Here is a 22,854-nt window from a genome sequence, read left to right as displayed (position 1 = left end):
GCTATCGTTTGTTTTCCGGCTCACGCCGGTTCTTTGAAAAATGTCTGACCCGCAACAATCCGCACAGAATTCGCAAATGCTGCAAGGCGAGCCAAGCCCCGAAGAACTGGAGGCCGCGCAAGCCGCCAACGAAGCCGATGCCCTCGCCGCACTGGCGCAGGCCCAAGGCGAGCTGGCTGCCCTGCAGGCCAAGAACGCGGAACTGGCCGACCAGTACCTGCGCGCCCAGGCCGACGTGCAGAACGCCCGCCGCCGCGCCGACGAGGAAGTCTCCAAGGCCCGCAAGTTCGCCGTCGAGGCCTTTGCCGAAAGCCTGCTGCCGGTGACCGACAGCCTCGAAGCCGGCCTGGCCGTCAAGGACGCCACGCCCGAGCAGATCCGCGAAGGCGCCGAAGCCACGCTGCGCCAGCTCAAGAGCGCGCTCGAACGCAACAAGGTGATCGAAGTGGCCCCCGCCCCCGGCACCAGGTTCGACCCGCACCAGCACCAGGCCATCTCGGTGGTGCCCGCCGACCAGGAGCCGAACACGGTGGTGACCGTCCTGCAGAAGGGCTACACCATCAACGAGCGCGTGCTGCGCCCGGCGCTGGTCACGGTCAGCGCGCCGAAGTAATCGGCCCCAGCCAACACCCGCACACAAGATTCCCACAGGAAATCCCCGCTTCATGCCTTGAATCGCGACGGGTTATCCACAAGTTCATAACAACATATTTTTCAGGCTTTCAGGAGTAAAGAACATGGCAAAGATCATCGGCATCGACCTCGGCACCACCAACTCGTGCGTGTCGATCATGGAAGGCAACACCACGCGTGTGATCGAGAACTCGGAAGGTGCGCGCACCACGCCGTCGATCGTCGCGTACCAGGAAGACGGTGAAGTGCTGGTCGGTGCCTCGGCCAAGCGCCAGGCCGTCACCAACCCCAAGAACACGCTGTATGCGATCAAGCGCCTGATCGGGCGCAAGTTCGAGGAAAAGGAAGTCCAGAAGGACATCGACCTGATGCCCTACACCATCGCCAAGGCCGACAACGGCGACGCATGGGTGGAAGTGCGCGGCAAGAAGATGGCCCCGCAGCAGGTCAGCGCCGACATCCTGCGCAAGATGAAGAAGACCGCCGAAGACTACCTCGGCGAGACCGTGACCGAAGCCGTGATCACGGTGCCAGCCTACTTCAACGACGCCCAGCGCCAGGCCACCAAGGACGCCGGCCGCATCGCGGGCCTCGACGTCAAGCGCATCATCAACGAGCCCACTGCTGCCGCCCTGGCCTTCGGCCTGGACAAGCAGGACAAGGCCGACCGCAAGATCGCCGTGTATGACCTCGGCGGCGGTACCTTCGACGTGTCGATCATCGAGATCGCCGACGTCGACGGCGAGAAGCAGTTCGAAGTGCTGTCGACCAACGGCGACACCTTCCTGGGCGGCGAAGACTTCGACCAGCGCATCATCGACTACATCATCGGCGAGTTCAAAAAGGAACAGGGCGTCGACCTGAGCAAGGACGTGCTGGCCCTGCAGCGCCTGAAGGAAGCCGCTGAAAAGGCCAAGATCGAGCTGTCGAACAGCGCGCAGACCGACATCAACCTGCCCTACATCACTGCCGATGCCACGGGTCCGAAGCACCTGAACATCAAGCTCACCCGCGCCAAGCTCGAAAGCCTGGTCGACGAGCTGATCGAGCGCACCATCGCTCCCTGCCGCCTGGCCATCAAGGACGCCGGCATCAGCGTGGGCGACATCAACGACGTGATCCTGGTCGGCGGCATGACCCGCATGCCCAAGGTGCAGGACAAGGTGAAGGCCTTCTTCGGCAAGGAACCGCGCAAGGACGTGAACCCCGACGAAGCCGTGGCCGTCGGCGCCGCCATCCAGGGCCAGGTGCTCTCGGGCGACCGCAAGGACGTGCTGCTGCTCGACGTGACCCCGCTGTCGCTGGGCATCGAGACCATGGGCGGCGTGATGACGAAGATGATCGCCAAGAACACGACCATCCCGACGAAGTTCGCGCAGACCTTCTCGACCGCCGAGGACAACCAGCCGGCCGTGACCATCAAGGTGTTCCAGGGCGAGCGCGACATCGCCTCGGGCAACAAGCTGCTCGGCGAGTTCAACCTCGAAGGCATTCCGCCGGCATCGCGCGGCACGCCGCAGATCGAGGTGAGCTTCGACATCGACGCCAACGGCATCCTGCACGTCGGCGCCAAGGACAAGGGCACCGGCAAGGAAAACAAGATCACCATCAAGGCGAACTCGGGCCTGAGCGAAGACGAGATCCAGAAGATGGTGAAGGACGCCGAGCTGAACGCGGCCGACGACAAGAAGAAGCTCGAGATCGTGCAGGCCCGCAACCAGGGCGAAGCCATGGTCCACAGCGTGAAGAAGTCGCTGGGCGAGCACGGTGCCAGCCTGGAAGCCACCGAGAAGGACGCGATCGAAGCCGCGATCAAGGACCTGGAAGAAGCCCTCAAGGGTGAAGACAAGGCCGCGATCGAGGAAAAGACCAACACGCTGATGACCGCGAGCCAGAAGCTCGGCGAGAAGATGTATGCCGAATCGCAGGCCGCGGCCGGCGCCTCGGCAGCTTCGGGTCCGGCGGGCGCGGAAGCCGGCGCACATGCGCAGGCCGACGACAACGTGGTCGACGCCGAAGTCAAGGAAGTCAAGAAGGGCTGATCTTCAGACCCTTCGGCAAGGCTGGAACACCTGCGCAGGTGCTCCAGCCTTTCTCGCTTCAAGTTACCCGAGTTCCCGCTGCTTCCCTGATCTGCTGACCGACCTGCCATGGCCACCAAACGCGACTACTACGAAACCCTCGGCGTCCCCAAGAACGCGAGCGAGGACGAAATCAAGAAGGCTTATCGCAAGCTCGCGATGAAGCACCACCCGGACCGCAACCACGGCGACACCGCGAAGGACGCCGAGGCCAAGTTCAAGGAGGTGAAGGAAGCCTACGAAATGCTGTCCGACGGACAGAAGCGCGCAGCCTACGACCAGTACGGCCACGCCGGCGTCGACCCCAACATGCGCGGCGGTCCGGGCGCGGAAGGCTTCGGCGGCTTCGCGGAAGCCTTCGGCGACATCTTCGGCGACGTGTTTGGCGGCGGCGGCCGCGGCCGCACCAGCAGCGGGCGCCAGGTGTTCCGCGGCAGCGACCTCAGCTACGCGATGGAGATCACGCTCGAGGAAGCCGCGGAAGGCAAGACGACCGAGATCCGCATCCCGACCTGGGACGAGTGCGACACCTGCCACGGCTCGGGCGCCAAGCCCGGCACCAAGCCCATCACCTGCACCACCTGCCACGGCGCGGGCGCGGTGCAGATGCGCCAGGGCTTCTTCAGCGTGCAGCAGACCTGCCCCACCTGCCACGGCAGCGGCAAGATCATTCCCGAGCCCTGCACCGCGTGCCACGGCCAGGGCAAGATCAAGCGCAACAAGACGCTCGAAGTGAAGATCCGCGCGGGCATCGACGACGGCCAGCGCATGCGCGTCACCGGCAGCGGCGAACCGGGCGTCAACGGCGGCCCGCCGGGCGACCTGTACATCGAGATCCGCCTCAAGAAGCACGACATCTTCGAGCGCGACGGCGACAACCTGCACTGCGTGGTGCCGGTGAGCATGACCACGGCAGCGCTGGGCGGCGAGATCAACGTGCCCACGCTCAAGGGCGCGGCAGCCATCGACATTCCCGAAGGCACGCAGAGCGGCAAGCAGTTCCGCCTGCGCGGCAAGGGCATCAAGGGCGTGAACTCGAGCTACACCGGCGACCTGTACTGCCACGTGCGCGTAGAGACGCCGGTGAAGCTCACCGAGTTCCAGCGCAAGCTGCTGAAGGACCTCGACGACTCCCTCAAGAAGGGCGGCGAGAAGCACAGCCCGACCGACAAGGGATGGTTCGACAAGGCGAAGGAGTTCTTCAGCTGAACTCGATGCCGCCGCGGTGACGTGACCGCACCACATCACTACAAGGGCCGCGATCGCGGCCCTTTGTCTTTCATGGATCACCAAGTTGGTGCGGGCACGGGCGGCACTCCCACGCCGGTTGGCGCAAACCGCCTATCGCGAGGTGGCGCGAGGTGGCGCGAGGATTGCTTTTATATTTTTTTGTTAGCGCAATAAACCAAACGGCAGATCGCGCGTTATTGCAGAAGAAGGCAGGTTTTTTTGAGACTTGAAGCTCAATAGGTGAGTTTTTCCCGGAGAAAAATCAAAAACGGCCAATGACCGTTCGGCATAGACGTTTTCACCCGGAGAAAATCAAAAAGCCAGCCCTTGAATTTAGCCGAAATCCGGAAATTTGTTCCTTGTTTTTCGCGGAACTTTACTTGATAGCGTGGTTCTGAATTAACAAATGATTTGCCGGGTTCAATCTTTGCTTTATGCTGATTGTTAGCAGATTGTTGTAAGGGAGTTTTCCGCGGCATGCAGCCAAGGGCAGGCACACCTTAAATGTTGCGCAAAGCCTTTGTTGCACGCCATCGGGCCAAAAGCCCACTGACTCTTGATGGAGGCGTGACCATGGATGTGATCAGCAACTTTGCCGCCCGCTACGAGCGCACACGCGAGGAAGTCATCTCGCTGCAGGACTACCTTGACATCTGCAAGCGCGATCCCACCGCGTATGCCACGGCCTCCGAGCGAATGCTCAAGGCTATCGGCGAGCCGGAGTTGGTAGACACGCGCAACGACCCCCGTCTGTCGCGCATCTTCGCCAACAAGGTCATCAAGATCTACCCGGCGTTCAAGGAGTTCTACGGCATGGAAGACGCCATAGAACAGGTGGTGTCCTATTTCCGCCACGCCGCGCAGGGACTGGAAGAAAAGAAGCAGATCCTTTACCTGCTGGGCCCGGTGGGTGGCGGCAAGAGCTCCATCGCGGAGCGCCTGAAGCAGCTCATGGAGCACGTGCCCTTCTATGCGATACAGGGTTCGCCGGTCAACGAATCCCCGCTCGGCCTCTTCGACGCACTCGAAGACGGCGAGATCCTCGAAAAGGAATACGGCATCCCCCGCCGCTACCTGAACCGGATTCTCTCGCCCTGGGCCGTCAAGCGGCTCGAGGAGTACGGCGGCGACATCCGCCAGTTCAAGGTCGTCAAGCGCTACCCGTCCGTGCTGCGGCAGATCGCCGTGGCCAAGACCGAGCCCGGCGACGAGAACAACCAGGACATCTCCTCGCTGGTCGGCAAGGTCGACATCCGCAAGCTGGAGACCTACGCCCAGGACGACCCCGACGCATACGCCTACTCCGGCGGCCTGTGCCTGGCCAACCAGGGGCTGCTGGAGTTCGTGGAAATGTTCAAGGCGCCCATCAAGGTGCTGCATCCGCTGCTCACGGCCACGCAGGAAAGCAACTTCAAGGGCACGGAAGGCTTCGGCGCCATCCCCTTCGACGGCATCGTGCTCGCGCACAGCAACGAGAGCGAGTGGAAGGCCTTCCGCAACAACAAGAACAACGAGGCTTTCCTCGACCGGATCTACATCGTCAAGGTGCCCTACTGCCTGCGCGCCTCCGAAGAGATCAAGATCTACGAGAAGCTGGTGCGCAACTCGTCGCTCGCCAAGGCACCCTGCGCCCCGGGAACGCTGCGCATGATGGCCCAGCTCTCGGTGCTCACGCGCCTGAAGGAGCCCGAGAACTCCAGCACCTTCAGCAAGATGCAGGTGTACGACGGCGAGAACCTCAAGGACACCGATCCCAAGGCCAAGTCGATCCAGGAGTACCGCGACTACGCGGGCGTCGACGAGGGCATGAGCGGCGTTTCCACGCGCTTCGCCTTCAAGATCATCTCGAAGGTCTTCAACTTCGACAGCTCCGAAGTGGCCGCGAACCCGGTGCACCTGATGTACGTGCTCGAGCAGCAGATCGAGCGCGAGCAGTTCGCCCCCGAGGTCGAGCAGAAGTACATCAGCTACATCAAGGAGCTGCTGGCGCCGCGCTACGCCGAGTTCATCGGCAAGGAAATCCAGACCGCCTACCTGGAGAGCTACAGCGAGTACGGCCAGAACATCTTCGACCGCTACGTGACCTACGCCGACTACTGGATCCAGGACCAGGAGTTCCGCGACGTGGACACCGGCGAAGTGTTCGACCGCGCCTCGCTCAACGCCGAACTCGAGAAGATCGAGCGGCCTGCAGGCATCGGCAACCCGAAGGACTTCCGCAACGAGATCGTCAACTTCGTGCTGCGCGCACGGGCCGGCAACGCGGGGCGCAACCCGGCGTGGACCAGCTACGAGAAGCTGCGCGCGGTGATCGAGAAGAAGATGTTCTCCAACACCGAAGAACTCCTGCCGGTGATCAGCTTCAACACCAAGAGCAGCGCCGACGAGCAGAAGAAGCACGAGGACTTCGTGACGCGCATGGTGGAGAAGGGCTACACCGCCAAGCAGGTGCGCCTGCTCTGCGAGTGGTATCTGCGGGTGCGCAAGAGCTCTTGATATGGCACACCCCCAGGCTTCGCGCACTTCGTGTCGCTTCGCCAACCCCCTTGCAGGGGGCAACGCCAGCGGCCCGGCAAAGCCGGTTCCACGGCGTTTCACGAAGGAACGCGTGATCCGTCATTAAGGGAGCAGACATCGTGGCCATTCTGCAGCAGATCATCGACCGCCGGCTATCGGGCAAGAACAAGTCCATTGGCAACCGCGAGCGCTTTCTCAGGCGCTACAAGGGGCAGATCCAGGAAGCGGTGAGGCGCGCCGTCAGCGGGCGCAACATCCGCGAACTGGAGCAAGGCGAAGACGTGACCCTGCCGCGCCACGACGTGTCCGAGCCCGTGTTCGGCCATGCGCGCGGCGGCGACCGCGAATATGTGCACCCTGGCAACCAGGAATACCTGAAGGGCGACCGCATCAAGCGCCCCGAAGGCGGGGGCGGCGGCGGCTCCGGCAGCGAGGAAGCCAGCGACGGCGGCGAAGGCGAGGACGACTTCGTCTTCCGCCTCACGCGCGAGGAGTTCATGCGCGTCTTCTTCGACGACCTCGCGCTGCCGCACCTCATTCGCACGCAGATCGCCGACGTGCCCGAGTGGAAGAGCCACCGCGCCGGCTTCACCAGCGACGGCTCCCCCAACAACCTGCACGTGGTGCGCTCGATGCGCGGCGCCCTCGCCCGCCGCATCGCGCTGGGCGGCGAGCCGCGCAAGGAACTCAAGCGCCTGGAGGCGCACCTCGAGCAGCTGAAGCGGCATCCGCAGGCCGCGCAGGCCCTCGTCCAGAACGAGATCCGCGAGACCGAGGAGCGCATCGCCGAGCTGCGCCGCACCATGCGGCACGTGCCCTACATCGACCCGATCGACCTGCGCTACCGCAACCGCGTGAAGACGCCCGTGCCCAGCGCCAAGGCGGTGATGTTCTGCCTGATGGACGTGTCGGGCTCCATGGACGAGGCGCGCAAGGACATGGCCAAGCGCTTCTTCATGCTGCTGTACATGTTCCTCACGCGGCACTACGAGAAGATCGACCTCGTGTTCCTGCGCCACCACACGCAGGCGCAGGAGGTGACCGAGGAAGAGTTCTTCCACGCCACGGAAACGGGCGGCACCGTGGTGTCGAGCGCGCTCGTGCTGATGGACGAGATCATCAAGGCGCGCTACCCCAGCGGCGAGTGGAACGTGTACGGCGCGCAGGCCAGCGACGGCGACAACTGGCACCAGGACAGCGGCCGCTGCCGCGAGCTGCTGGTCGACAACATCCTGCCCGTGGTGCGCTACTACGCCTACGTGCAGGTGGCCGAGACCGAGCAGAACCTGTGGCAGGAGTACCAGCAGCTCGAAGGCGTGCAGCCCAACTTCGCGATGCGCAAGGTGTCCGACGCGCAGGACATCTATCCGGTCTTCCGCGACCTGTTCAAGAAGGAAGGGGTGACATCATGATCACCGACCGTGTTCACGAACGCCTGCCCAGCCCCTCCGACTGGACCTTCGAACTCATCGAGACCTACCACGCCGAGATCGCCAAGACGGCCAGGAGCTACGGCCTCGACGTGTACCCGAACCAGCTCGAGGTCATCACGGCCGAGCAGATGATGGACGCCTACGCCAGCGTGGGCATGCCCATGATCTACCGCCACTGGTCGTACGGCAAACAGTTCATCTCGACCGAGAAGAACTACAAGCGCGGCCACATGGGGCTGGCCTACGAGATCGTCATCAACTCCGATCCGTGCATCGCCTATCTGATGGAAGAGAACACCATGGCCATGCAGGCCCTGGTGATCGCGCATGCGGCCTACGGCCACAACAGCTTCTTCAAGGGCAACTACCTGTTCCGCATGTGGACGGATGCCTCGTCCATCATCGACTACCTGGTCTACGCGCGGCACTACATCGCCGAATGCGAGGAGCGCCACGGCCTCGATGCGGTCGAGCAGCTGCTCGACTCCTGCCACGCGCTGATGAACTACGGCGTCGACCGTTATCGCCGTCCGCAGAAGCGCTCGCTGGCGCAGGAAAGCGCCCAGCGCGCCGAGCGCGAGCGCCACATGCAGCAGCAGGTGAACGACCTCTGGCGCACACTGCCGCGTAAGAGCGAGCAGGCTGCCGAGGCCGATTCGTCGAAGCGCTTCCCGTCGGAGCCGCAGGAGAACCTGCTGTATTTCATTGAGAAGAACGCCGCCCTGCTCGAACCCTGGCAGCGCGAGGTGGTGCGCATCGTGCGCAAGATCGCGCAGTACTTCTACCCGCAGCGCCAGACCCAGGTCATGAACGAAGGGTGGGCCACCTTCTGGCACTACACGCTGCTCAACACCATGTACGACCGGGGCCAGCTGGCCGATGGCTTCATGATGGAATGGCTCAGCTCGCACACCGGCGTGATCTACCAGCCGCCGGTGGGGCACCGCGCCTACAGCGGCATCAACCCGTATGCGCTCGGCTTCAAGATGATGACCGACCTGCGCCGCGTGTGCGAGAAGCCGACCGAGGAAGACCGCCGCTGGTTCCCCGACTTCGTGGACACCGACTGGGTCAAGACGCTCGACTACGCCATGCGCAACTTCAAGGACGAGAGCTTCATCGGCCAGTTCCTGAGCCCGAAGACGATGCGCGACCTGCGCCTGTTCTCGATCCGCGATTTCCAGAGCGAGTCGGAGCTGGAGGTGTCGGCCATCCACGACGATAGCGGCTACCACGCGCTGCGCGAATCGCTGTCACGCCAGTACGACATCGGCAGCCGCGAGCCCGACATCCAGGTCTGGAACGTGGCCACGCGCGGCGACCGCTCGCTGACCTTGCGCCACACGCAGCGCAACCACCTGCCGCTGCACGACGGCGCCGAGGAAGTGCTGAAGCACGTCGCGCGGCTCTGGGGCTTCGACGTGCACCTGGAAAGCGTCGACAGCCAGGGCCGCGTCAGCCGCAGCTGGAAGGCGGCGGCGCCGAAGCAGCAGTACTAGTTCAGGGCAGTCAGGGCACCAGCGCCGCGATGGCGAGCGTGTAGCCCTTCACGCCCAGGCCCACGATGATCCCCTTCGCCGCCGGCGAGATGTAAGAGTGGTGGCGGAACTGCTCGCGCGCGTGCACGTTCGAGATGTGCAGTTCGATCAGCGGCACGCTCGCGCCCTTGATGGCGTCGTGCAGGGCGATGGAGGTGTGCGTATAGGCGCCCGGGTTCATCACCACGCCCAGCATGTTGCCCGCCGCCACCTCGCGGCCGGCCTCCTGGATCCAGTCGATCAGCACGCCTTCGTGGTTCGACTGGCGGCATTCGATTTCAACGCCATGCTTGGCGCCGGTTTCCTTGCACAGCCGTTCGACGTCGGCCAGCGTGTCGCGTCCGTACTGTTCGGGCTCGCGCGTGCCGAGCAGGTTGAGGTTGGGGCCGTTGAGGACGAGGATTTTCTTCATGATGGCTGTATGAATGAGGGTCGGTCTGGCAGGCGCCGATTATGGTCTCGCGGCCGTCCGGCGGCGCCGCGCGGCCGATGACCCGACGTAGTAGTTGTAAGAGTCGATGTCGACCACGCAGCGCGCCATCAGGTCGACGAACGCGCGCAGTTTCTGCCCCATGTAGCGCTGGCGCTGGTAGGCACAGTAGATGCGGCGCGGCTCGGGCTGCCACTGCGGCAGCACCGGCGCGAGCACACCCTGCTCCACCTCCGGCCGCACGAAGAAGGCCGGCAGCAGCGCAATGCCCAGGCCGTCGATGCAAAAGGTCTTCATGACCCAGTGGTCGTTGGTCTCGAAGGCAGGCTCGGGCTGGAAGGCAAAGCTCTGCGCGCCCGACACCAGCAGCACCTGCGAACGCCCCGAAGAAGGCTCCTTCATCACGATGGACTGGTGCGCGGCCAACTCAGCCGGCGACGACGGCGCACCGTGCCGCGCCAGGTACTGCGGACTCGCGTAGAGCCCGTAGTTCAGCCGCCCCAGCAGCTTGGCCACGAGGTTCGGCGCGTCGGGCGGCTCGGCGCAGACATAGCAGTCGACGTCGCCGATGCGCGGGGCATGGAAGCCGTTGGCCACGTCGAGCTGGCAGCGCACCTCGGGGTGCGCTTCCAGGAAAAGCTTGACCACGTGACAGACGAAGGAGGTGCTGAACTGCGTGTCCGACAGCAGCGAGAGGCGTCCCGACACGCCCGTGGTCAGCTCGTGGATCTCCGTGCTGGCCGCCTCAAGCCGGCCCGTCACTTCGTCGAGCAGCCCCTCACCGCGCAGCAGAAAGGCGCGCCCCGCCTCGGTGAGCGCGATGCGGCGCGGGCTGCGCAGCAGCAGCTGGGCACCCAGCAACTCTTCGAGCCGCGTGAGCTGCCTGCTCAGCGTGGCCTTGGACGTGCCCGACAGGCTTTCGGCCCTGGTCAGGCTGCCGCTCTTCGCGACCAGCACGAAGGCCTCGACCAGTGCAAGATCGATCCGGCTCATGCGGCCCGGCGTTGCAGGAATGAAAAGTAGCGTCTCTCCATGTGGCTTTCATCGGTGCGTGGGAAGCGGTACGGTATCACCGCCATGAACACACAGAACACCGCCATCTGGCACCCCGTCGCGCGCTCGGCCGATCTTCGCCCCGGCGACAACATCGTCGCCGGCTTTGCCGAAGGCCAGGAACTCGCGCTCTGGCGCGCCACCGACGGCACCGCGCAGGCCTGGGAAAACCGCTGTCCGCACCGCAGCGTGCGCTTCACGCTGGGGCAGGTGGTCGACAACCACCTGGCCTGCGCGTACCACGGCTGGCAGTACGCGGCCGGCAGCGGGCAATGCACCCGCATCCCGGCGCACCCGGCCATGCAGGCGCCGCGCAATGTCTGCGCCAAGACCTTCGCGACGGCGGAGGCTGCCGGAATGCTCTGGGTCCGCCTGTCGCCGGAGGCGACGCCCGCGGCACCGGCCCTGGCCGACGCCGTGCCCGCCGGCTGGCACTTCTGCCGCACGCTGACCGTGAACACGCCCGCCGACACCGTGCGAGCGGCACTGGCGCAACGCGGCTTGATCGCCGAAGCAGCCTCGGGCGCCTGGCGCGGCCAGCTCGACGGGGTGGCCACCGCCGCGCTCGTGCTCGACGCCCAGCCCCGGCTCGCCTTCGTCCAACTCTGGACAGACGCCGCCCCGGGCTCCCTCGCCATGCAGGCCCTGCACACCGCCGCGCGCAGCCTGCGCGCCGACATCGAAGCCCTCGGCTGAAAGATCCCATGCCCTTCGTCACCGACGACCCCAACATGCTCGACGACTGGCTCGTCATCGGCCCCGCCACGGCCGCACCCCGCACCACCCGTCTGCTCGGCGAGACCGTGCAGCTGTGGATCGACGACTCCGACGGCACGCCCCGGTGCCGCCTCGGAAACCAGCCGCTGGCCGTGCAGTCGCGCTACGGCTACCTCTGGGCCTGCCCCAGCGGCAAACCGGCGCGCCCGTTGTTCGACTTTCCCGAATACAGCGAGCCCGGCCGCCGCACCATCGACTGCGGCGGCATCGGCGTGGCGGTGTCGGGCCTGCGCGTGATCGAGAACTTCCTGGACATGGCGCACTTTCCCTTCGTGCATGCCGACTACCTCGGCAAGGTGCCGCACACCGAGGTGGCGCAATACCAGGTGCAGGTCGAGCCCGCCACCGGCGAGATCTGGGCCACCGACTGCCGCTTCTGGCAGCCCCGGGCCTCGGCCGCGCACGACAGCTCAGGCAGCGAGGTGCTCTACAAGTACCGCGTGATGCAGCCGTTCTCGGCCATGCTCTACAAGTCGAGCTTCCGCGAAGGGCAGCTCGACGCCATCGGCCTTTTCCTGCAGCCCGTGGACGACGAGCGTGTCATCGCGCACACCATGCTCGCCTGCTTCGACGAGGACTCCACCGACGCGGAGCTCATCGCCTTCCAGCACACCATCTTCGGGCAGGACAAGCCCATTCTGGAGAACCACGCCTTCAAGCGCATGCCGCTCGAAGGCCGCGCCGAGACGCCGACGCGCGGCGACACCTCCTCCGTCACCTACCGGCGCTGGCTGCGCGAGCGCGGCATGCGCTTCGGCGTGAGGGCGGCGGCATGACCGTGAAGCTGTACGACTACCCGCTGTCGGGCAACTGCTTCAAGGTGCGGCAGATGCTGGCGTGGCTCGGCGTCGAATACCAGACGGTGCCGGTCGATTTCTTTCCGGGCCGCGAACACAAGTCGGCCGCGTTCCTGGCCAGGGTCAACCCGCTCGGCCAGCTGCCGGTGCTCGACGACGACGGCTTCCTGCTGCGCGATGCGCAGGCCATCCTGGTCTACCTCGCGAGCCGCTATGACCCGCAGGGCCGCTGGTATCCCGACGACCCCAGGCTGCGCGGCCAGATCGCGATGTGGCTCGCCACCGCCGATGAGATCACCCGCACCGCCTCGGCCGCGCGGCTGCACGATGCGCTCGGCTACCACCAACTGGACATCGAGGCATGCCGCAGCGGCGCGCGCGCCGTGTTCCGCGTGCTCGACGACCATCTGGCGGAACAGGCCAGCGCGGGCCTGCGCTGGCTGGCCTCCGCGCCCGAGCCGACCATTGCCGACATCGCCTGCTTTCCGTACGTGGCGCTGGCCGGCGAAGGCGGCATTTCGCTCGACGAATTTCCCGCACTGCGAAACTGGGTGTGGAATGTCCGCCACGTGCGCGGGTTCATCGGCATGTCGGGTATCTTCCCCGCTGGCCCCGCCTGAGTATCCTCACCCCTCCCGCCTTCTGAAGAACCCAACACCATGAAAACCAAAGCCGCCGTCGCGTGGAAATCCGGAGCGCCGCTCACCATCGAAACCGTGGACCTCGAAGGCCCCAAGTTCGGCGAAGTGCTGGTCGAGATCAAGGCCACCGGCATCTGCCACACCGACTACTACACGCTCTCGGGCGCGGACCCCGAAGGCATCTTCCCCGCCATCCTGGGCCATGAAGGCGCGGGCATCGTGGTCGACGTCGGCCCCGGCGTCACCACCCTGAAGAAGGGCGACCACGTCATTCCGCTGTACACGCCCGAATGCCGCCAGTGCAAGTTCTGCCTGAGCCGCAAGACCAACCTGTGCCAGTTGATCCGCGGCACCCAGGGCAAGGGCCAGATGCCCGACGGCACCAGCCGCTTCAGCCTCGACGGCAAGCCCATCGCCCACTACATGGGCACCAGCACCTTCAGCAACTACACCGTGGCGCCCGAGATCTCGCTGGCCAAGATCCGCGAGGACGCGCCCTTCGACAAGGTCTGCTACATCGGCTGCGGCGTGACCACCGGCATCGGCGCGGTGATCTTCACCGCCAAGGTGGAAGCCGGCGCCAACGTGGTGGTGTTCGGCCTCGGCGGCATCGGCCTGAACGTGATCCAGGGCGCCAGGATGGTGGGCGCCGACAAGATCATCGGCATCGACCTGAACCCCGAGCGCGAAGCCATGGCCCGCAAGTTCGGCATGACGCACTTCCTGAACCCGAAGGACCACGAGAACATCGTCGATGCCATCGTGCAGCTGACCGACGGCGGCGCCGACTACAGCTTCGAGTGCATCGGCAACACCAAGGTGATGCGCCAGGCGCTGGAATGCACGCACAAGGGCTGGGGCCGCAGCATCATCATCGGCGTGGCCGAGGCCGGCGCGGAGATCAGCACGCGGCCGTTCCAGCTGGTCACCGGCCGCAAGTGGGAAGGCTCGGCCTTCGGCGGCGCGCGCGGCCGCACCGACGTGCCGAAGATCGTCGACTGGTACATGGAAGGCAAGATCGACATCGACAGCCTGATCACCCACACCATGCCGCTGGAGGACATCAACAAGGGCTTCGACCTCATGAAGCGCGGCGAGTCCATCCGCGGCGTGGTCATCTACTAAAAAGCCCCGGAGGCACCGGCCATGACACGCATGGAGCCCTTGCAGAAGGTCGAGGCCGGCGTCCTCGAAGTCGCGTACTTCGAGACCGGCCCGGCAGACGGCCCGCCGGTGCTGCTGATGCACGGCTTTCCGTACGACATCCACACCTACTCGGAAGTCGCGCCGATGCTGGCCGGCCAGGGCTGCCGCGTGATCGTGCCGTACCTGCGCGGCTATGGCGCCACGCGCTTCCTGAGCGACGCCACGCCGCGTTCGGGCGAGCAGGCAGCGCTCGGCGCCGACCTGCTCGCGCTGCTCGATGCGCTGAAGATCGAACGCGCGGTGCTGGCCGGCTACGACTGGGGCGGCCGTGCCGCCTGCGTGGTGGCGGCGCTGTGGCCGGAGCGCGTGGCGGGGCTGGTGTCCTTCAACAGCTACAACATCCAGAACATCGCGAAGGCGATGGAGCCCGACACGCCGGCCAACGAGCACAGCCTCTGGTACCAGTACTACTTCCACAGCGAGCGCGGCCGCGCAGGCCTCGAGAAAGACCGCAGGGCATTCACGAAGCTGCTGTGGAAGCTGTGGTCGCCGACCTGGAAGTTCGACGACGCCACCTTCGAGCGCAGCGCCTCGGCCTTCGACCACCCCGACTTCGTGGACGTGGTGATCCAGTCGTACCGCCACCGCTTCGGCCTGGTGCCGGGCGACCCGGCCTACGCGGACATCGAGCGCCGGCTCGCGGCCCAGCCCGCCATCACCGTGCCGACCATCACCTTCGACGGCATCGACGACGGCGTGCGCCCGCCGGCGGAGGCGACGGCCCACGCGCACCGCTTTTCCGGCCCGCGCTCGCACCGCCTCGTGCCCGGCGTGGGCCACAACATGCCGCAGGAAGCGCCGCGCACCTTTGCCGACGCCGTGCTCGAACTGGTCCCCGCGTTGCGCAACAACACCCCATGACAGACAACACACCCAAGACCCTTTCCGAGCATCACGCCTTCGGCGGCGTGCAGAGCTTCCACGAGCACCGCTCGCACGAAATCGGCCTGCAGATGCGCTTCTCGGTCTACCTGCCGCCGCAGGCCGCGAACGGCGCCGTGCCCGCCCTGCTTTACCTCGCGGGCCTGACCTGCAACGAAGAAACCTTCGCGGTGAAGGCCGGCGCGCAGCGCATGGCCGCGAGCCTGGGCATTGCGCTGATCGCACCCGACACCAGCCCGCGCGGCGCCGAGGTGGAGCGCATTCCGGGCGCCAAGGACAACTGGGACTTCGGCATCGGCGCGGGCTTCTACCTCGACGCCCTGGCCGAGCCCTGGGCCACGCACTGGCGCATGGAGAGCTGGATCGTGCACGAGCTGCTGCCGCTGGTGGCCGCGCACTTCGCCATCGACGGCCATCGCGTCGGCATCTTCGGCCACTCGATGGGCGGCCACGGTGCGCTCACGCTGGCGCTGCGGCATCCGGGGCGCTTCAAATCGCTCTCTGCCTTCGCGCCGATCTGCGCGCCCACGCAGTGCCCGTGGGGCGAGAAGGCCTTCGCCGGCTACCTGGGCGCGCCCGGCGACGACCGCGCGCAATGGCTCTCGCACGACGCCAGCGCGCTCATGAAGTCGCAGGTGGCCGCGCCTTACCCGCAAGGCATCCTGATCGACCAGGGGCTGAGCGACAAATTCCTCGCGGAGCAATTGCACCCCGAGGCGTTCGAGGCGGCCTGCTTCGCCGCCGGCCAGCCGCTCACGATGCGCCGCCACGCGGGCTACGACCACGGCTACTACTTCATCCAGACCTTCATGGCCGACCACATCGCGCACCACGCGCAGAGCCTGCGCGCCTGAGCGGCGGCCCGGGTCGACCGGGGCGGACTCGCGCCGTATCATGAGCCGCATGTCCGCCGCCCAAATTCCCGCCTTCCACCTGCGGTCGCGCGAAGGCTCCGCAGAAGAGAACATGGTGCTGGCCGGCATCTGGCGACGGGCCTGGACGGCGGCCAACCGCGGCGCCGCCTTCATCGAACCCATCGGCCACTGGCTGCATCGCGTGCACACCGAGTTCGGCCCGCCCGCCGACGTGGTGCTGGCGGAACGCGAGGGCCAGGTGCTGGCGTTCATGGTGCTGCTGGAGCGGCGCGAGTACGTGGCACAGCTTTTCGTGGAACCGCACCTGCGCGCCCAGGGCCTTGGCAAGGCGCTGCTCGACGAGGCCTGCGTGCGCATTCCAACCGGCTGGCGGCTGCACGTGGCAGTGACCAACACCTCGGCGCAGCGCTTCTACGAGCGCTACGGCCTGGAGCGCGGCACGGTCGACCGCCATCCGGGCAGCGGCCGCGAACGCATCGCCTACCATTGGTCGCCCGCTCGCCCGCCGTGGCGCGTGGGCTGATCCAGCCTCTCTTCCCGCCCTCCATGCGCATCGATCACATCGCACTCTGGACCACCGATCTCGAACGCTGCAAGCGCTTCTATGTCGACTACTTCGGCGCCACCGCCGGCGCGGGGTACGCCAACCCGGCCAAGGGCTTCGCCTCGTGCTTCCTGAGCCTGGGCGACGGCGCGCGCATCGAGGCCATGACCACCTCCACGCTCTCCCCGGTGACGGCCGAGGCCGGCGCCCAGCGCATGGGCTGGACGCACCTGGCCATCAGCGTGGGCTCCGACGCGGCCGTCGACGCGCTCACCCAGCGCCTGAAAGCCGACGGCTACCCGCTGCTAGACGGACCGCGCCGCACCGGCGACGGCTACTACGAGAGCGTGGTGCTGGACCCCGACGGCAACCGCATCGAGATCACAGCATGAGCGCAGCGCCGGGCCGCCCCAAGCAAGCTCGCTCCGCAGTGCGAAGCACGAAGGTTGTCGAATGAGCGAATTCGTCGACAGCCTGCACGAGGTGTTCGAGCGCCTGGGCCGCATTCGCACGCGCCGCATGTTCGGCGGCCATGGCATATGGCATGAGGACCGCATGATCGCCCTCGTGGTGAACGACACGCTCTATCTCAAGGCCGACGCAGAAAGCGCGCCGCACTTCGGCGCGCTGGACCTGCCGCCCTTCACCTACGAACGCCAGGGCCAGTCGATGCCGATGTCCTACCGGCTGGCTCCGGCGGACCTGTTCGAGGACCGGCACGAGGCCGCCCTCTGGGGCCGCCGCGCCTACGAGGCCGCGTTGCGCTCGGGCCAGCCGCCCAAACAGAAGAAACCTCCCGCAAAGAAAGCCGAAGTGAAGAAAGCCGCAGTGAAGAAAAAGACGACAACGAAAGCAGCCTCCCGGTGAGCGAGCAACACAAGCCGGCACTCCCGCCCCTGCCCGAGCGCGAACAGATCGCGCTGCTCGAACCCTTCGAAGGCCTCGGCCTCAAAGACATCGTGGTCGTCGCCACGCTGCAGGACGCCGAGCATGCGGCCGGCGCGCTGCTGGCCGCGGGCATTGCCGGCTTCGACACCGAATCCAAGCCCACCTTCGCAAAGAACGAGGTGTCGGGCGGCCCGCACGTGGTGCAGTTCTCCACCCGCGACACGGCCTGGCTGTTCCAGCTGCACCGCACGGAGTGCAACCCGGTGGTGGCCGCGCTCATTGCATCGACCGAGCTGCGCAAGGTCGGCTTCGGGCTGTCGGGCGACCTCACGCTGATACGCAACCGCCTCGGCATCGAGCCGAAGGCGGTGTTCGACATCGACGACGAATTCCGCAGGCGCGGCTACCGCAAGTCGGTCGGCGTGAAGGCGGCGGTGGCGCTGGTGTTCAACCGCCGCTTCATCAAGTCGCGCAAGGCGACCACCTCGAACTGGGCCAACAGGCAGCTCACCGAGGCGCAGATCCGCTACGCCGCGAACGACGCCTATGCGTCGATCCGCGTGTACGACGCACTCTTCAGCAGCCGCTGACCCCGCGCGCTCAGTCGCGCCCCGCCTCGATGATGGCCTGCGCCAGCCGCGCCGGGTTGGAGAAGAACATCTCGTGGCTGCCGGGGCACTCCACCAGCCTGAACAGCCCCAGCCGCTCCGACAGGCGCGGATGCCACGGCAGGCCGTGCGGCATCGCCGTGTCCTGCTGGCAATTGACGTAGGACTTGCCCAGCGCCAGCGCGGCCAGCGGCTGCTTGAGCCGGATCTTGTCGGTGAAGGTGCGGTACGGATGCGGGTTGAGCCTGGCGTAGGCGGCGGTGGCCGTGGCGAGGTCGGCATCGTTGATGAAGGCTTCGCGCCAGATCTCGAACGGCAAGGTCACGGCGTTGCCGTTGGCCTCGGCGACGGCATCGAACATGCTCACGTAGTGCGGCGGCACCATGTCGTTGAGCGATTCGCCGTCCAGCGGCACGAAGGCGTTGATGTAGACCAGCCGCTTCAACCGCGCAGCGATGCGGTCCGCCACGCCGGAGATCACCATCCCGCCGTAGCTGTGGCCCACCAGCCGCACCTCGGTGAGGTTCTTTTCCTCCATGTAGCGCACGGCCGAGGCGATGGCGTCTTCCAGGCCGGTGCTGGCGCGGTCGTCACCGGGGTTGTTGCCGGCGAGCGTGGGGCAATGCACGGTGTGGCCGGCCGCGCGCAGGCCGTCCGCCACGGCTTCGATCTCGGCACCGGTGTGCCATGCGCCGTGAACCAGAACGTAGGTGTCTGACATGGGAGTCTCTTTCGTTGTTGCGACGGATGAGCACTTTAGAAACAGTGATCCATTTTGAATAGCCCATGCCTGCCAGCCGGATGGCCGATTCGTGCCAAGGCCCCCCGGCGCGATTGCTTCCATTCGATTATTCAACGATACTTGAAATATGGAAGAAAACGACGTCGTCCGCTCCCTCGCCGCCCTGGCGCAACCCATTCGCCTTCGCGTGTTCCGCGCGCTGGTGGTCGCCGGCCCTGCCGGCCTGACGCCCGGCGCACTCACCGAATCGCTGGAGGTGCCCGGCACCAGCCTGTCGTTCCACCTCAAGGAACTGATGAATTCGGGGCTGGTGTCGCAGGAACGGCAGGGGCGCAACCTCGTGTACCGCGCCGCCTTCGAGCAGATGAACGCCCTGCTCGGCTACCTCGGCGAGAACTGCTGCCAGGGCGAGGCCTGCGCCGTCGAGGCTCCTTCGGCATGCGGCTGCTGAGCCCGGCATGCTGACCGCCGTCCTGATCTTCGTCTTCACGCTCGTGCTGGTCGTCTGGCAGCCGCGCGGCCTGGGCATCGGCTGGAGCGCATCGCTCGGCGCCGTCATCGCGCTGCTGCTCGGCGTGGTCCAGTTGTCCGACATTCCCGTCGTCTGGGGCATCGTGTGGAACGCGACCGCCACCTTCGTCGCGGTGATCGTCATCAGCCTGCTGCTCGACGAGGCGGGCTTCTTCGAATGGGCCGCCCTGCACGTGGCGCGCTGGGGCGGCGGGCGCGGCAGGCTGCTGTTCGCGTTCGTCGTGCTGCTGGGCGCGGCGGTGTCGGCGCTGTTCGCCAACGACGGCGCCGCGCTGATCCTCACGCCCATCGTGATGGCGATGCTGGCCGCGCTCGGCTTCACGCCCGCGGCCACGCTCGCCTTCGTCATGGCGGCGGGCTTCATCGCCGACACCGCGAGCCTGCCGCTGATCGTGTCCAACCTCGTGAACATCGTCTCGGCCGACTTCTTCCGGATCGGCTTCGGCGCGTATGCCTCGGTGATGGTGCCGGTGAACATCGCGGCGGTGCTCGCGAGCCTGCTGGTGCTGATGCTGTACTTCCGCCGAGGCATTCCGGCACGCTACGACGCGGCCCGGCTCAAGGCGCCTGCCGATGCGATCCGCGACCCGGCGACCTTCCGCGCCGGCTGGGTGGTGCTCGCGCTGCTGCTGGTCGGCTTCTTCGGACTCGAGCCGCTGGGCGTGCCAGTGAGCGCTGTGGCCGCATTCGGCGCGGTGGTGCTGCTGGCGGTGGCCGGGCGCGGTCCGGTGATCGGCATCCGCGGCGTGCTGCGCGGCGCGCCCTGGCAGATCGTGGTGTTTTCCCTCGGCATGTACCTGGTGGTGTACGGGCTTCGCAACGCGGGGCTCACCGGGCAGGTCGCGGCGCTGCTCGATGTGTTCGCGCAGGGCGGCGTCTGGGGTGCGGCAATGGGCACGGGCTTTCTCGCGGCGGTGCTGTCTTCGGTCATGAACAACATGCCCACGGTGCTGGTCGGGGCGCTTTCCATCGACGCGTCGGCCGCGAGCGGCGCGGTGAAGGAAGCGATGGTCTACGCCAACGTGATCGGCTGCGACCTGGGCCCGAAGATCACGCCGATAGGCAGCCTCGCCACGCTGCTCTGGCTGCACGTGCTCGCGAAGAAGGGCACGCTGATCGGCTGGGGTGAATATTTCCGGGTCGGCATCGTGCTGACCCTGCCGGTGCTGTTCTTCACCCTGGCGGCACTGGCGCTTCGACTGAGCATCGCACTGCCATGAACAACCACATCACGATCTATCACAACCCCGGCTGCGGCACGTCCCGCAATGTGCTCGCGCTGATCTGCAACTCCGGCGAGGAGCCCGCCGTCATCGAGTATCTGAAGAACCCGCCGGACCGCGCCACGCTGCAGCGGCTGATCGCGCAGATGGGCATGCCGGTGCGCGACCTGCTGCGCCGCAAGGGCACGCCGTACGACGAACTCGGCCTCGACGATCCGAAGTGGACCGACGAGCAGCTCATCGGCTTCATGCTGGCGCACCCGATCCTCATCAACCGGCCGGTGGTGGTGACGCCGCTGGGCACGCGCCTCTGCCGGCCTTCGGAGTTGGTGCTCGACATCCTCCCGCGCCCGCAGCAGGGTGCGTTTTCCAAGGAGGATGGCGAGCCCGTCATCGATGCGAAAGGCCAGCGTGTCTTTCGCCCCTGACCTTCCCAACCTCGACCCCGAGGCCTTCCGCCTGCCCGGGCTGCACTCCCTGCTGCCCGCGCAGCGCGCCACGCATGCGCCGCGCATCCTGCTGCTCTACGGCTCGCTTCGCGAACGTTCCTACAGCCGGCTGCTGACCGAGGAAGCCGCGCGCCTGCTGGTCGCCATGGGCGCCGAGCCCCGCATCTACGACCCGCACGGCCTGCCCCCGCCGGACGGCGCGCCCGAAGACCACCCGAAGGTCAGCGAACTGCGCAGCCTCGCGCAGTGGGCCGAAGGCATGGTGTGGACATCGCCCGAGCGGCACGGCGCCATGACCGGCATCATGAAATCGCAGATCGACTGGATCCCGCTGTCGGTCGGTTCGGTAAGGCCCACGCAGGGCAAGACGCTGGCGGTGATGCAGGTGTCGGGCGGCTCGCAGTCGTTCAACGCGGTGAACCAGCTGCGCGTGCTCGGGCGCTGGATGCGCATGCTCACGATCCCCAACCAGTCGTCGGTGGCCAAGGCCTTCATGGAGTTCGACGAGGCCGGCCGCATGAAGCCTTCGCCGTACTACGAGCGCGTGGTCGACGTGATGGAGGAGCTGGTCAAGTTCACGCTGCTCACGCGCGACTGTGCCGGCTACCTCGTCGACCGCTACAGCGAGCGGCGCGAAAGCGCGCAGGCGCTTTCAAGGCGGGTGAACCTGCGCGCCATCTGAGCGCGCGCGGCGGCTGCCGGCTCAGCGCCGGCGGCGCAGTTCACCCGGCGTGGCGCCGAGGTGCGCACGGCACTGCCGCACGAAGTGCGACGCGTCCGTCAGCCCCACGCGAAAGCCGATTTCCGCGATGCCCAGCCGGTCGAAGCGCGCGTCGCCCAGCATGCGGCGCGCCGCCGCCATCCGGAAGCCCGCCAGCGCGCCGGCGAAGGTGATGGCGCCTTCACCCTCGCCGACGCCGCAGGCCAGGCAGCGGTGCAGGCTGCGCTCCGAAATGCCCAGCCCGCGCGCAACGCTCGCGGCCGTGAGGCCGGGTTCGGCATGCCGCTCGCGCGTGGCGTCGAGCACGCGGCGGCGCAGCGCCTCCCGGCTACTGTCGGGCGCGCTCGACTGCCCCTGCCCGGTCGCCAGCGCCAGCAGGCTGCCGAGCTGGTCGCTCAGCAAGCCGGCGGGCAGCGGCGGCTGCACTGCAACTTCCGGCGACAGCTGCCGAAGAAAGCCGCACAGCACGCCGCCCCACCCGGCCTGCCCGTCGATGCGCCGCGCCACTTGGTCGCCGGCATCGGGTATCCATTCGTCGACCCAGGCGGTCGGCAGTTCGAGCGAGAGGGTGTCGGCCGATTGCAGCAGGTGAAATTCGTAGCACCGGCGCGAATCGACCAGCACCGCGTCGCCGGGCAGCAGCCGCGCGGAGCGGCCGTCCTGCACCGCCACCCAGGCCGAGTCGGTCTTGCAGAGCAGGTAGAAGTAGTTGTGGCGGCTCTGGGCGATGGCGCGGCGGGTGCGGTAGACGTCCTGCGCGCTGCCGCGCACCCGGTTCACGACGATGGGCCCGAGCGACGCCGACTCCAGCGTGGCACCGAAGCGCCCGGCCTCGGGGCTGGTCACGTCCATCTCCAGGAAGCCCTCGCACACCGCGCCGACCCAGTAGTCCAGCCGCTGCGCGGGCGGCACGGCGTCGGTCGACCAGCGGTGGATGGCATTGCTCATGCGCGCGAACATACCCAAGCCCCGCCGGGTTGCCAAGCGGGTATAGACCGCCTCCGACTGCGGCCCTTTCCCGACCCCGGCAAAATGGTTCTGGAACCAAACCCCGT

Annotated in this window: 25 protein-coding genes; 20 read left to right on the top strand and 5 right to left on the bottom strand. The window is 66.6% G+C overall.

Features of this window, described 5'->3' with window-relative positions:
- Positions 1–40 precede the first annotated feature (40 nt).
- From grpE to dnaJ, 3 genes are all read left to right on the top strand, one after another.
- Positions 41–613 carry a nucleotide exchange factor GrpE gene (gene grpE / locus QRN67_RS27515; protein WP_081268603.1) on the top strand — a complete coding sequence of 191 codons (573 nt, stop codon included), beginning with the start codon at positions 41–43 and terminating at the stop codon, positions 611–613.
- A 124-nt stretch (positions 614–737) separates the two neighbouring features.
- Positions 738–2,675, top strand: a complete 1,938-nt coding sequence (gene dnaK, locus QRN67_RS27510) for a molecular chaperone DnaK (RefSeq protein WP_285414447.1) — start codon at positions 738–740, stop codon at positions 2,673–2,675.
- Between the two features lie 108 nt (positions 2,676–2,783).
- Positions 2,784–3,923, top strand: coding sequence for a molecular chaperone DnaJ (gene dnaJ / locus QRN67_RS27505; protein ID WP_285414446.1), 1,140 nt, complete (start codon positions 2,784–2,786; stop codon positions 3,921–3,923).
- Between the two features lie 254 nt (positions 3,924–4,177).
- Here the strand turns inward: dnaJ and QRN67_RS27500 are convergent, their stop codons facing one another.
- The gene (locus QRN67_RS27500; RefSeq protein WP_285414445.1) at positions 4,178–4,441 is read right to left on the bottom strand and encodes a hypothetical protein; all 264 of its coding nucleotides are present in this window, start codon (positions 4,439–4,441) and stop codon (positions 4,178–4,180) included.
- 76 nt (positions 4,442–4,517) lie between these two features.
- On the opposite strand from QRN67_RS27500, the gene QRN67_RS27495 reads away from it, so the two are divergent.
- The 3 genes from QRN67_RS27495 (at position 4,518) to QRN67_RS27485 (ending at position 9,393) form a co-directional block, all read left to right on the top strand.
- Positions 4,518–6,440 (top strand): PrkA family serine protein kinase, encoded by a 1,923-nt coding sequence (locus QRN67_RS27495; RefSeq protein ID WP_106933825.1) that lies wholly within the window; start codon positions 4,518–4,520, stop codon positions 6,438–6,440.
- Between the two features lie 140 nt (positions 6,441–6,580).
- Positions 6,581–7,873, top strand: coding sequence for a YeaH/YhbH family protein (locus tag QRN67_RS27490; RefSeq protein ID WP_285414444.1), 1,293 nt, complete (start codon positions 6,581–6,583; stop codon positions 7,871–7,873).
- Complete coding sequence (locus tag QRN67_RS27485) at positions 7,870–9,393, top strand: SpoVR family protein (protein ID WP_081268599.1); 1,524 nt, start codon at positions 7,870–7,872, stop codon at positions 9,391–9,393. The genes QRN67_RS27490 and QRN67_RS27485 overlap by 4 nt, the downstream gene beginning before the upstream one ends.
- Positions 9,394–9,403: 10 nt before the next feature.
- Here QRN67_RS27485 and aroQ read toward each other — a convergent pair whose 3' ends face one another.
- Both aroQ and QRN67_RS27475 read right to left on the bottom strand, forming a co-directional pair.
- Complete coding sequence (gene aroQ / locus QRN67_RS27480) at positions 9,404–9,844, bottom strand: type II 3-dehydroquinate dehydratase (protein ID WP_081268598.1); 441 nt, start codon at positions 9,842–9,844, stop codon at positions 9,404–9,406.
- Positions 9,845–9,883: 39 nt separating this feature from the next.
- Positions 9,884–10,855: a LysR family transcriptional regulator gene (locus QRN67_RS27475; RefSeq protein ID WP_285414443.1), complete on the bottom strand. Its 972-nt coding sequence runs from the start codon at positions 10,853–10,855 to the stop codon at positions 9,884–9,886.
- An 84-nt stretch (positions 10,856–10,939) separates the two neighbouring features.
- Between QRN67_RS27475 and QRN67_RS27470 the strand changes: the two genes are divergently transcribed.
- The 10 genes from QRN67_RS27470 to QRN67_RS27425 all read left to right on the top strand — a co-directional run bounded on the left by QRN67_RS27470 (position 10,940) and on the right by QRN67_RS27425 (position 18,115).
- Positions 10,940–11,611, top strand: coding sequence for a Rieske 2Fe-2S domain-containing protein (locus tag QRN67_RS27470; RefSeq protein ID WP_285414442.1), 672 nt, complete (start codon positions 10,940–10,942; stop codon positions 11,609–11,611).
- Positions 11,612–11,619: 8 nt separating this feature from the next.
- The gene (locus QRN67_RS27465; RefSeq protein WP_285414441.1) at positions 11,620–12,468 is read left to right on the top strand and encodes an aromatic ring-hydroxylating oxygenase subunit alpha; all 849 of its coding nucleotides are present in this window, start codon (positions 11,620–11,622) and stop codon (positions 12,466–12,468) included.
- Positions 12,465–13,109, top strand: a complete 645-nt coding sequence (locus QRN67_RS27460; protein WP_285414440.1) for a glutathione S-transferase family protein — start codon at positions 12,465–12,467, stop codon at positions 13,107–13,109. The genes QRN67_RS27465 and QRN67_RS27460 overlap by 4 nt, the downstream gene beginning before the upstream one ends.
- A gap of 39 nt (positions 13,110–13,148) precedes the next feature.
- Positions 13,149–14,255 carry an S-(hydroxymethyl)glutathione dehydrogenase/class III alcohol dehydrogenase gene (locus QRN67_RS27455; RefSeq protein ID WP_106937382.1) on the top strand — a complete coding sequence of 369 codons (1,107 nt, stop codon included), beginning with the start codon at positions 13,149–13,151 and terminating at the stop codon, positions 14,253–14,255.
- A 21-nt stretch (positions 14,256–14,276) separates the two neighbouring features.
- Positions 14,277–15,197, top strand: a complete 921-nt coding sequence (locus QRN67_RS27450) for an alpha/beta fold hydrolase (protein ID WP_285414439.1) — start codon at positions 14,277–14,279, stop codon at positions 15,195–15,197.
- A complete protein-coding gene (gene fghA / locus QRN67_RS27445; protein ID WP_285414438.1) occupies positions 15,194–16,072 on the top strand; it encodes an S-formylglutathione hydrolase in 879 nt (292 codons plus the stop codon). Before QRN67_RS27450 ends, fghA begins: the two co-directional genes overlap by 4 nt.
- A 49-nt stretch (positions 16,073–16,121) precedes the next feature.
- Positions 16,122–16,616: a GNAT family N-acetyltransferase gene (locus QRN67_RS27440; RefSeq protein ID WP_234382446.1), complete on the top strand. Its 495-nt coding sequence runs from the start codon at positions 16,122–16,124 to the stop codon at positions 16,614–16,616.
- A 23-nt stretch (positions 16,617–16,639) separates the two neighbouring features.
- The gene (locus QRN67_RS27435; protein ID WP_285414437.1) at positions 16,640–17,029 is read left to right on the top strand and encodes a VOC family protein; all 390 of its coding nucleotides are present in this window, start codon (positions 16,640–16,642) and stop codon (positions 17,027–17,029) included.
- A 61-nt stretch (positions 17,030–17,090) separates the two neighbouring features.
- The gene (locus QRN67_RS27430) at positions 17,091–17,504 is read left to right on the top strand and encodes a TfoX/Sxy family protein (protein WP_285414436.1); all 414 of its coding nucleotides are present in this window, start codon (positions 17,091–17,093) and stop codon (positions 17,502–17,504) included.
- Positions 17,501–18,115 (top strand): 3'-5' exonuclease, encoded by a 615-nt coding sequence (locus tag QRN67_RS27425; RefSeq protein ID WP_081268588.1) that lies wholly within the window; start codon positions 17,501–17,503, stop codon positions 18,113–18,115. Before QRN67_RS27430 ends, QRN67_RS27425 begins: the two co-directional genes overlap by 4 nt.
- Before the next feature lie 10 nt (positions 18,116–18,125).
- Here the strand turns inward: QRN67_RS27425 and QRN67_RS27420 are convergent, their stop codons facing one another.
- Positions 18,126–18,854, bottom strand: coding sequence for an alpha/beta fold hydrolase (locus tag QRN67_RS27420; RefSeq protein WP_285414435.1), 729 nt, complete (start codon positions 18,852–18,854; stop codon positions 18,126–18,128).
- Between the two features lie 148 nt (positions 18,855–19,002).
- Here QRN67_RS27420 and QRN67_RS27415 point away from each other — a divergent pair, with 148 nt between their 5' ends.
- The 4 genes from QRN67_RS27415 to arsH are packed head-to-tail and all read left to right on the top strand — an operon-like array spanning position 19,003 to position 21,760.
- Entirely contained in the window at positions 19,003–19,326 is a 324-nt protein-coding gene (locus QRN67_RS27415) for an ArsR/SmtB family transcription factor (RefSeq protein ID WP_106937374.1), read from the top strand.
- Between the two features lie 7 nt (positions 19,327–19,333).
- Positions 19,334–20,626: an arsenic transporter gene (locus tag QRN67_RS27410; protein WP_285414434.1), complete on the top strand. Its 1,293-nt coding sequence runs from the start codon at positions 19,334–19,336 to the stop codon at positions 20,624–20,626.
- Entirely contained in the window at positions 20,623–21,057 is a 435-nt protein-coding gene (gene arsC / locus QRN67_RS27405; RefSeq protein WP_285414433.1) for an arsenate reductase (glutaredoxin), read from the top strand. Before QRN67_RS27410 ends, arsC begins: the two co-directional genes overlap by 4 nt.
- On the top strand, positions 21,026–21,760 hold the full coding sequence (gene arsH / locus QRN67_RS27400) for an arsenical resistance protein ArsH (protein WP_285414432.1): 735 nt from the start codon (positions 21,026–21,028) through the stop codon (positions 21,758–21,760). Before arsC ends, arsH begins: the two co-directional genes overlap by 32 nt.
- Before the next feature lie 21 nt (positions 21,761–21,781).
- Here the strand turns inward: arsH and QRN67_RS27395 are convergent, their stop codons facing one another.
- Positions 21,782–22,747: an AraC-like ligand-binding domain-containing protein gene (locus QRN67_RS27395; protein ID WP_285414431.1), complete on the bottom strand. Its 966-nt coding sequence runs from the start codon at positions 22,745–22,747 to the stop codon at positions 21,782–21,784.
- Positions 22,748–22,854 lie beyond the last annotated feature (107 nt).

Source organism: Variovorax sp. efr-133-TYG-130 (assembly GCF_030208835.1).
Classification (GTDB): domain Bacteria; phylum Pseudomonadota; class Gammaproteobacteria; order Burkholderiales; family Burkholderiaceae_C; genus Variovorax.
Note: the sequence above shows the minus strand (reverse complement) of the source record. Positions and strands in the feature narration are given on the sequence as shown.

Excerpts from the sequence above, each read along its gene's own strand:
- QRN67_RS27460 (WP_285414440.1), top strand. The coding sequence starts at position 12,465 with ATGACCGTGAAGCTGTACGACTACCCGCTGTCGGGCAACTGCTTCAAG.
- QRN67_RS27455 (WP_106937382.1), top strand. The coding sequence starts at position 13,149 with ATGAAAACCAAAGCCGCCGTCGCGTGGAAATCCGGAGCGCCGCTCACC.
- fghA (WP_285414438.1), top strand. The coding sequence starts at position 15,194 with ATGACAGACAACACACCCAAGACCCTTTCCGAGCATCACGCCTTCGGC.
- aroQ (WP_081268598.1), bottom strand. The coding sequence starts at position 9,844 with ATGAAGAAAATCCTCGTCCTCAACGGCCCCAACCTCAACCTGCTCGGC.
- dnaK (WP_285414447.1), top strand. The coding sequence starts at position 738 with ATGGCAAAGATCATCGGCATCGACCTCGGCACCACCAACTCGTGCGTG.
- QRN67_RS27415 (WP_106937374.1), top strand. The coding sequence starts at position 19,003 with ATGGAAGAAAACGACGTCGTCCGCTCCCTCGCCGCCCTGGCGCAACCC.
- QRN67_RS27495 (WP_106933825.1), top strand. The coding sequence starts at position 4,518 with ATGGATGTGATCAGCAACTTTGCCGCCCGCTACGAGCGCACACGCGAG.
- QRN67_RS27465 (WP_285414441.1), top strand. The coding sequence starts at position 11,620 with ATGCCCTTCGTCACCGACGACCCCAACATGCTCGACGACTGGCTCGTC.
- QRN67_RS27435 (WP_285414437.1), top strand. The coding sequence starts at position 16,640 with ATGCGCATCGATCACATCGCACTCTGGACCACCGATCTCGAACGCTGC.
- QRN67_RS27450 (WP_285414439.1), top strand. The coding sequence starts at position 14,277 with ATGACACGCATGGAGCCCTTGCAGAAGGTCGAGGCCGGCGTCCTCGAA.
- dnaJ (WP_285414446.1), top strand. The coding sequence starts at position 2,784 with ATGGCCACCAAACGCGACTACTACGAAACCCTCGGCGTCCCCAAGAAC.
- grpE (WP_081268603.1), top strand. The coding sequence starts at position 41 with ATGTCTGACCCGCAACAATCCGCACAGAATTCGCAAATGCTGCAAGGC.
- QRN67_RS27470 (WP_285414442.1), top strand. The coding sequence starts at position 10,940 with ATGAACACACAGAACACCGCCATCTGGCACCCCGTCGCGCGCTCGGCC.
- QRN67_RS27485 (WP_081268599.1), top strand. The coding sequence starts at position 7,870 with ATGATCACCGACCGTGTTCACGAACGCCTGCCCAGCCCCTCCGACTGG.
- QRN67_RS27395 (WP_285414431.1), bottom strand. The coding sequence starts at position 22,747 with ATGAGCAATGCCATCCACCGCTGGTCGACCGACGCCGTGCCGCCCGCG.
- arsH (WP_285414432.1), top strand. The coding sequence starts at position 21,026 with ATGCGAAAGGCCAGCGTGTCTTTCGCCCCTGACCTTCCCAACCTCGAC.
- QRN67_RS27430 (WP_285414436.1), top strand. The coding sequence starts at position 17,091 with ATGAGCGAATTCGTCGACAGCCTGCACGAGGTGTTCGAGCGCCTGGGC.
- QRN67_RS27440 (WP_234382446.1), top strand. The coding sequence starts at position 16,122 with ATGTCCGCCGCCCAAATTCCCGCCTTCCACCTGCGGTCGCGCGAAGGC.
- QRN67_RS27420 (WP_285414435.1), bottom strand. The coding sequence starts at position 18,854 with ATGTCAGACACCTACGTTCTGGTTCACGGCGCATGGCACACCGGTGCC.
- QRN67_RS27475 (WP_285414443.1), bottom strand. The coding sequence starts at position 10,855 with ATGAGCCGGATCGATCTTGCACTGGTCGAGGCCTTCGTGCTGGTCGCG.
- arsC (WP_285414433.1), top strand. The coding sequence starts at position 20,623 with ATGAACAACCACATCACGATCTATCACAACCCCGGCTGCGGCACGTCC.
- QRN67_RS27410 (WP_285414434.1), top strand. The coding sequence starts at position 19,334 with ATGCTGACCGCCGTCCTGATCTTCGTCTTCACGCTCGTGCTGGTCGTC.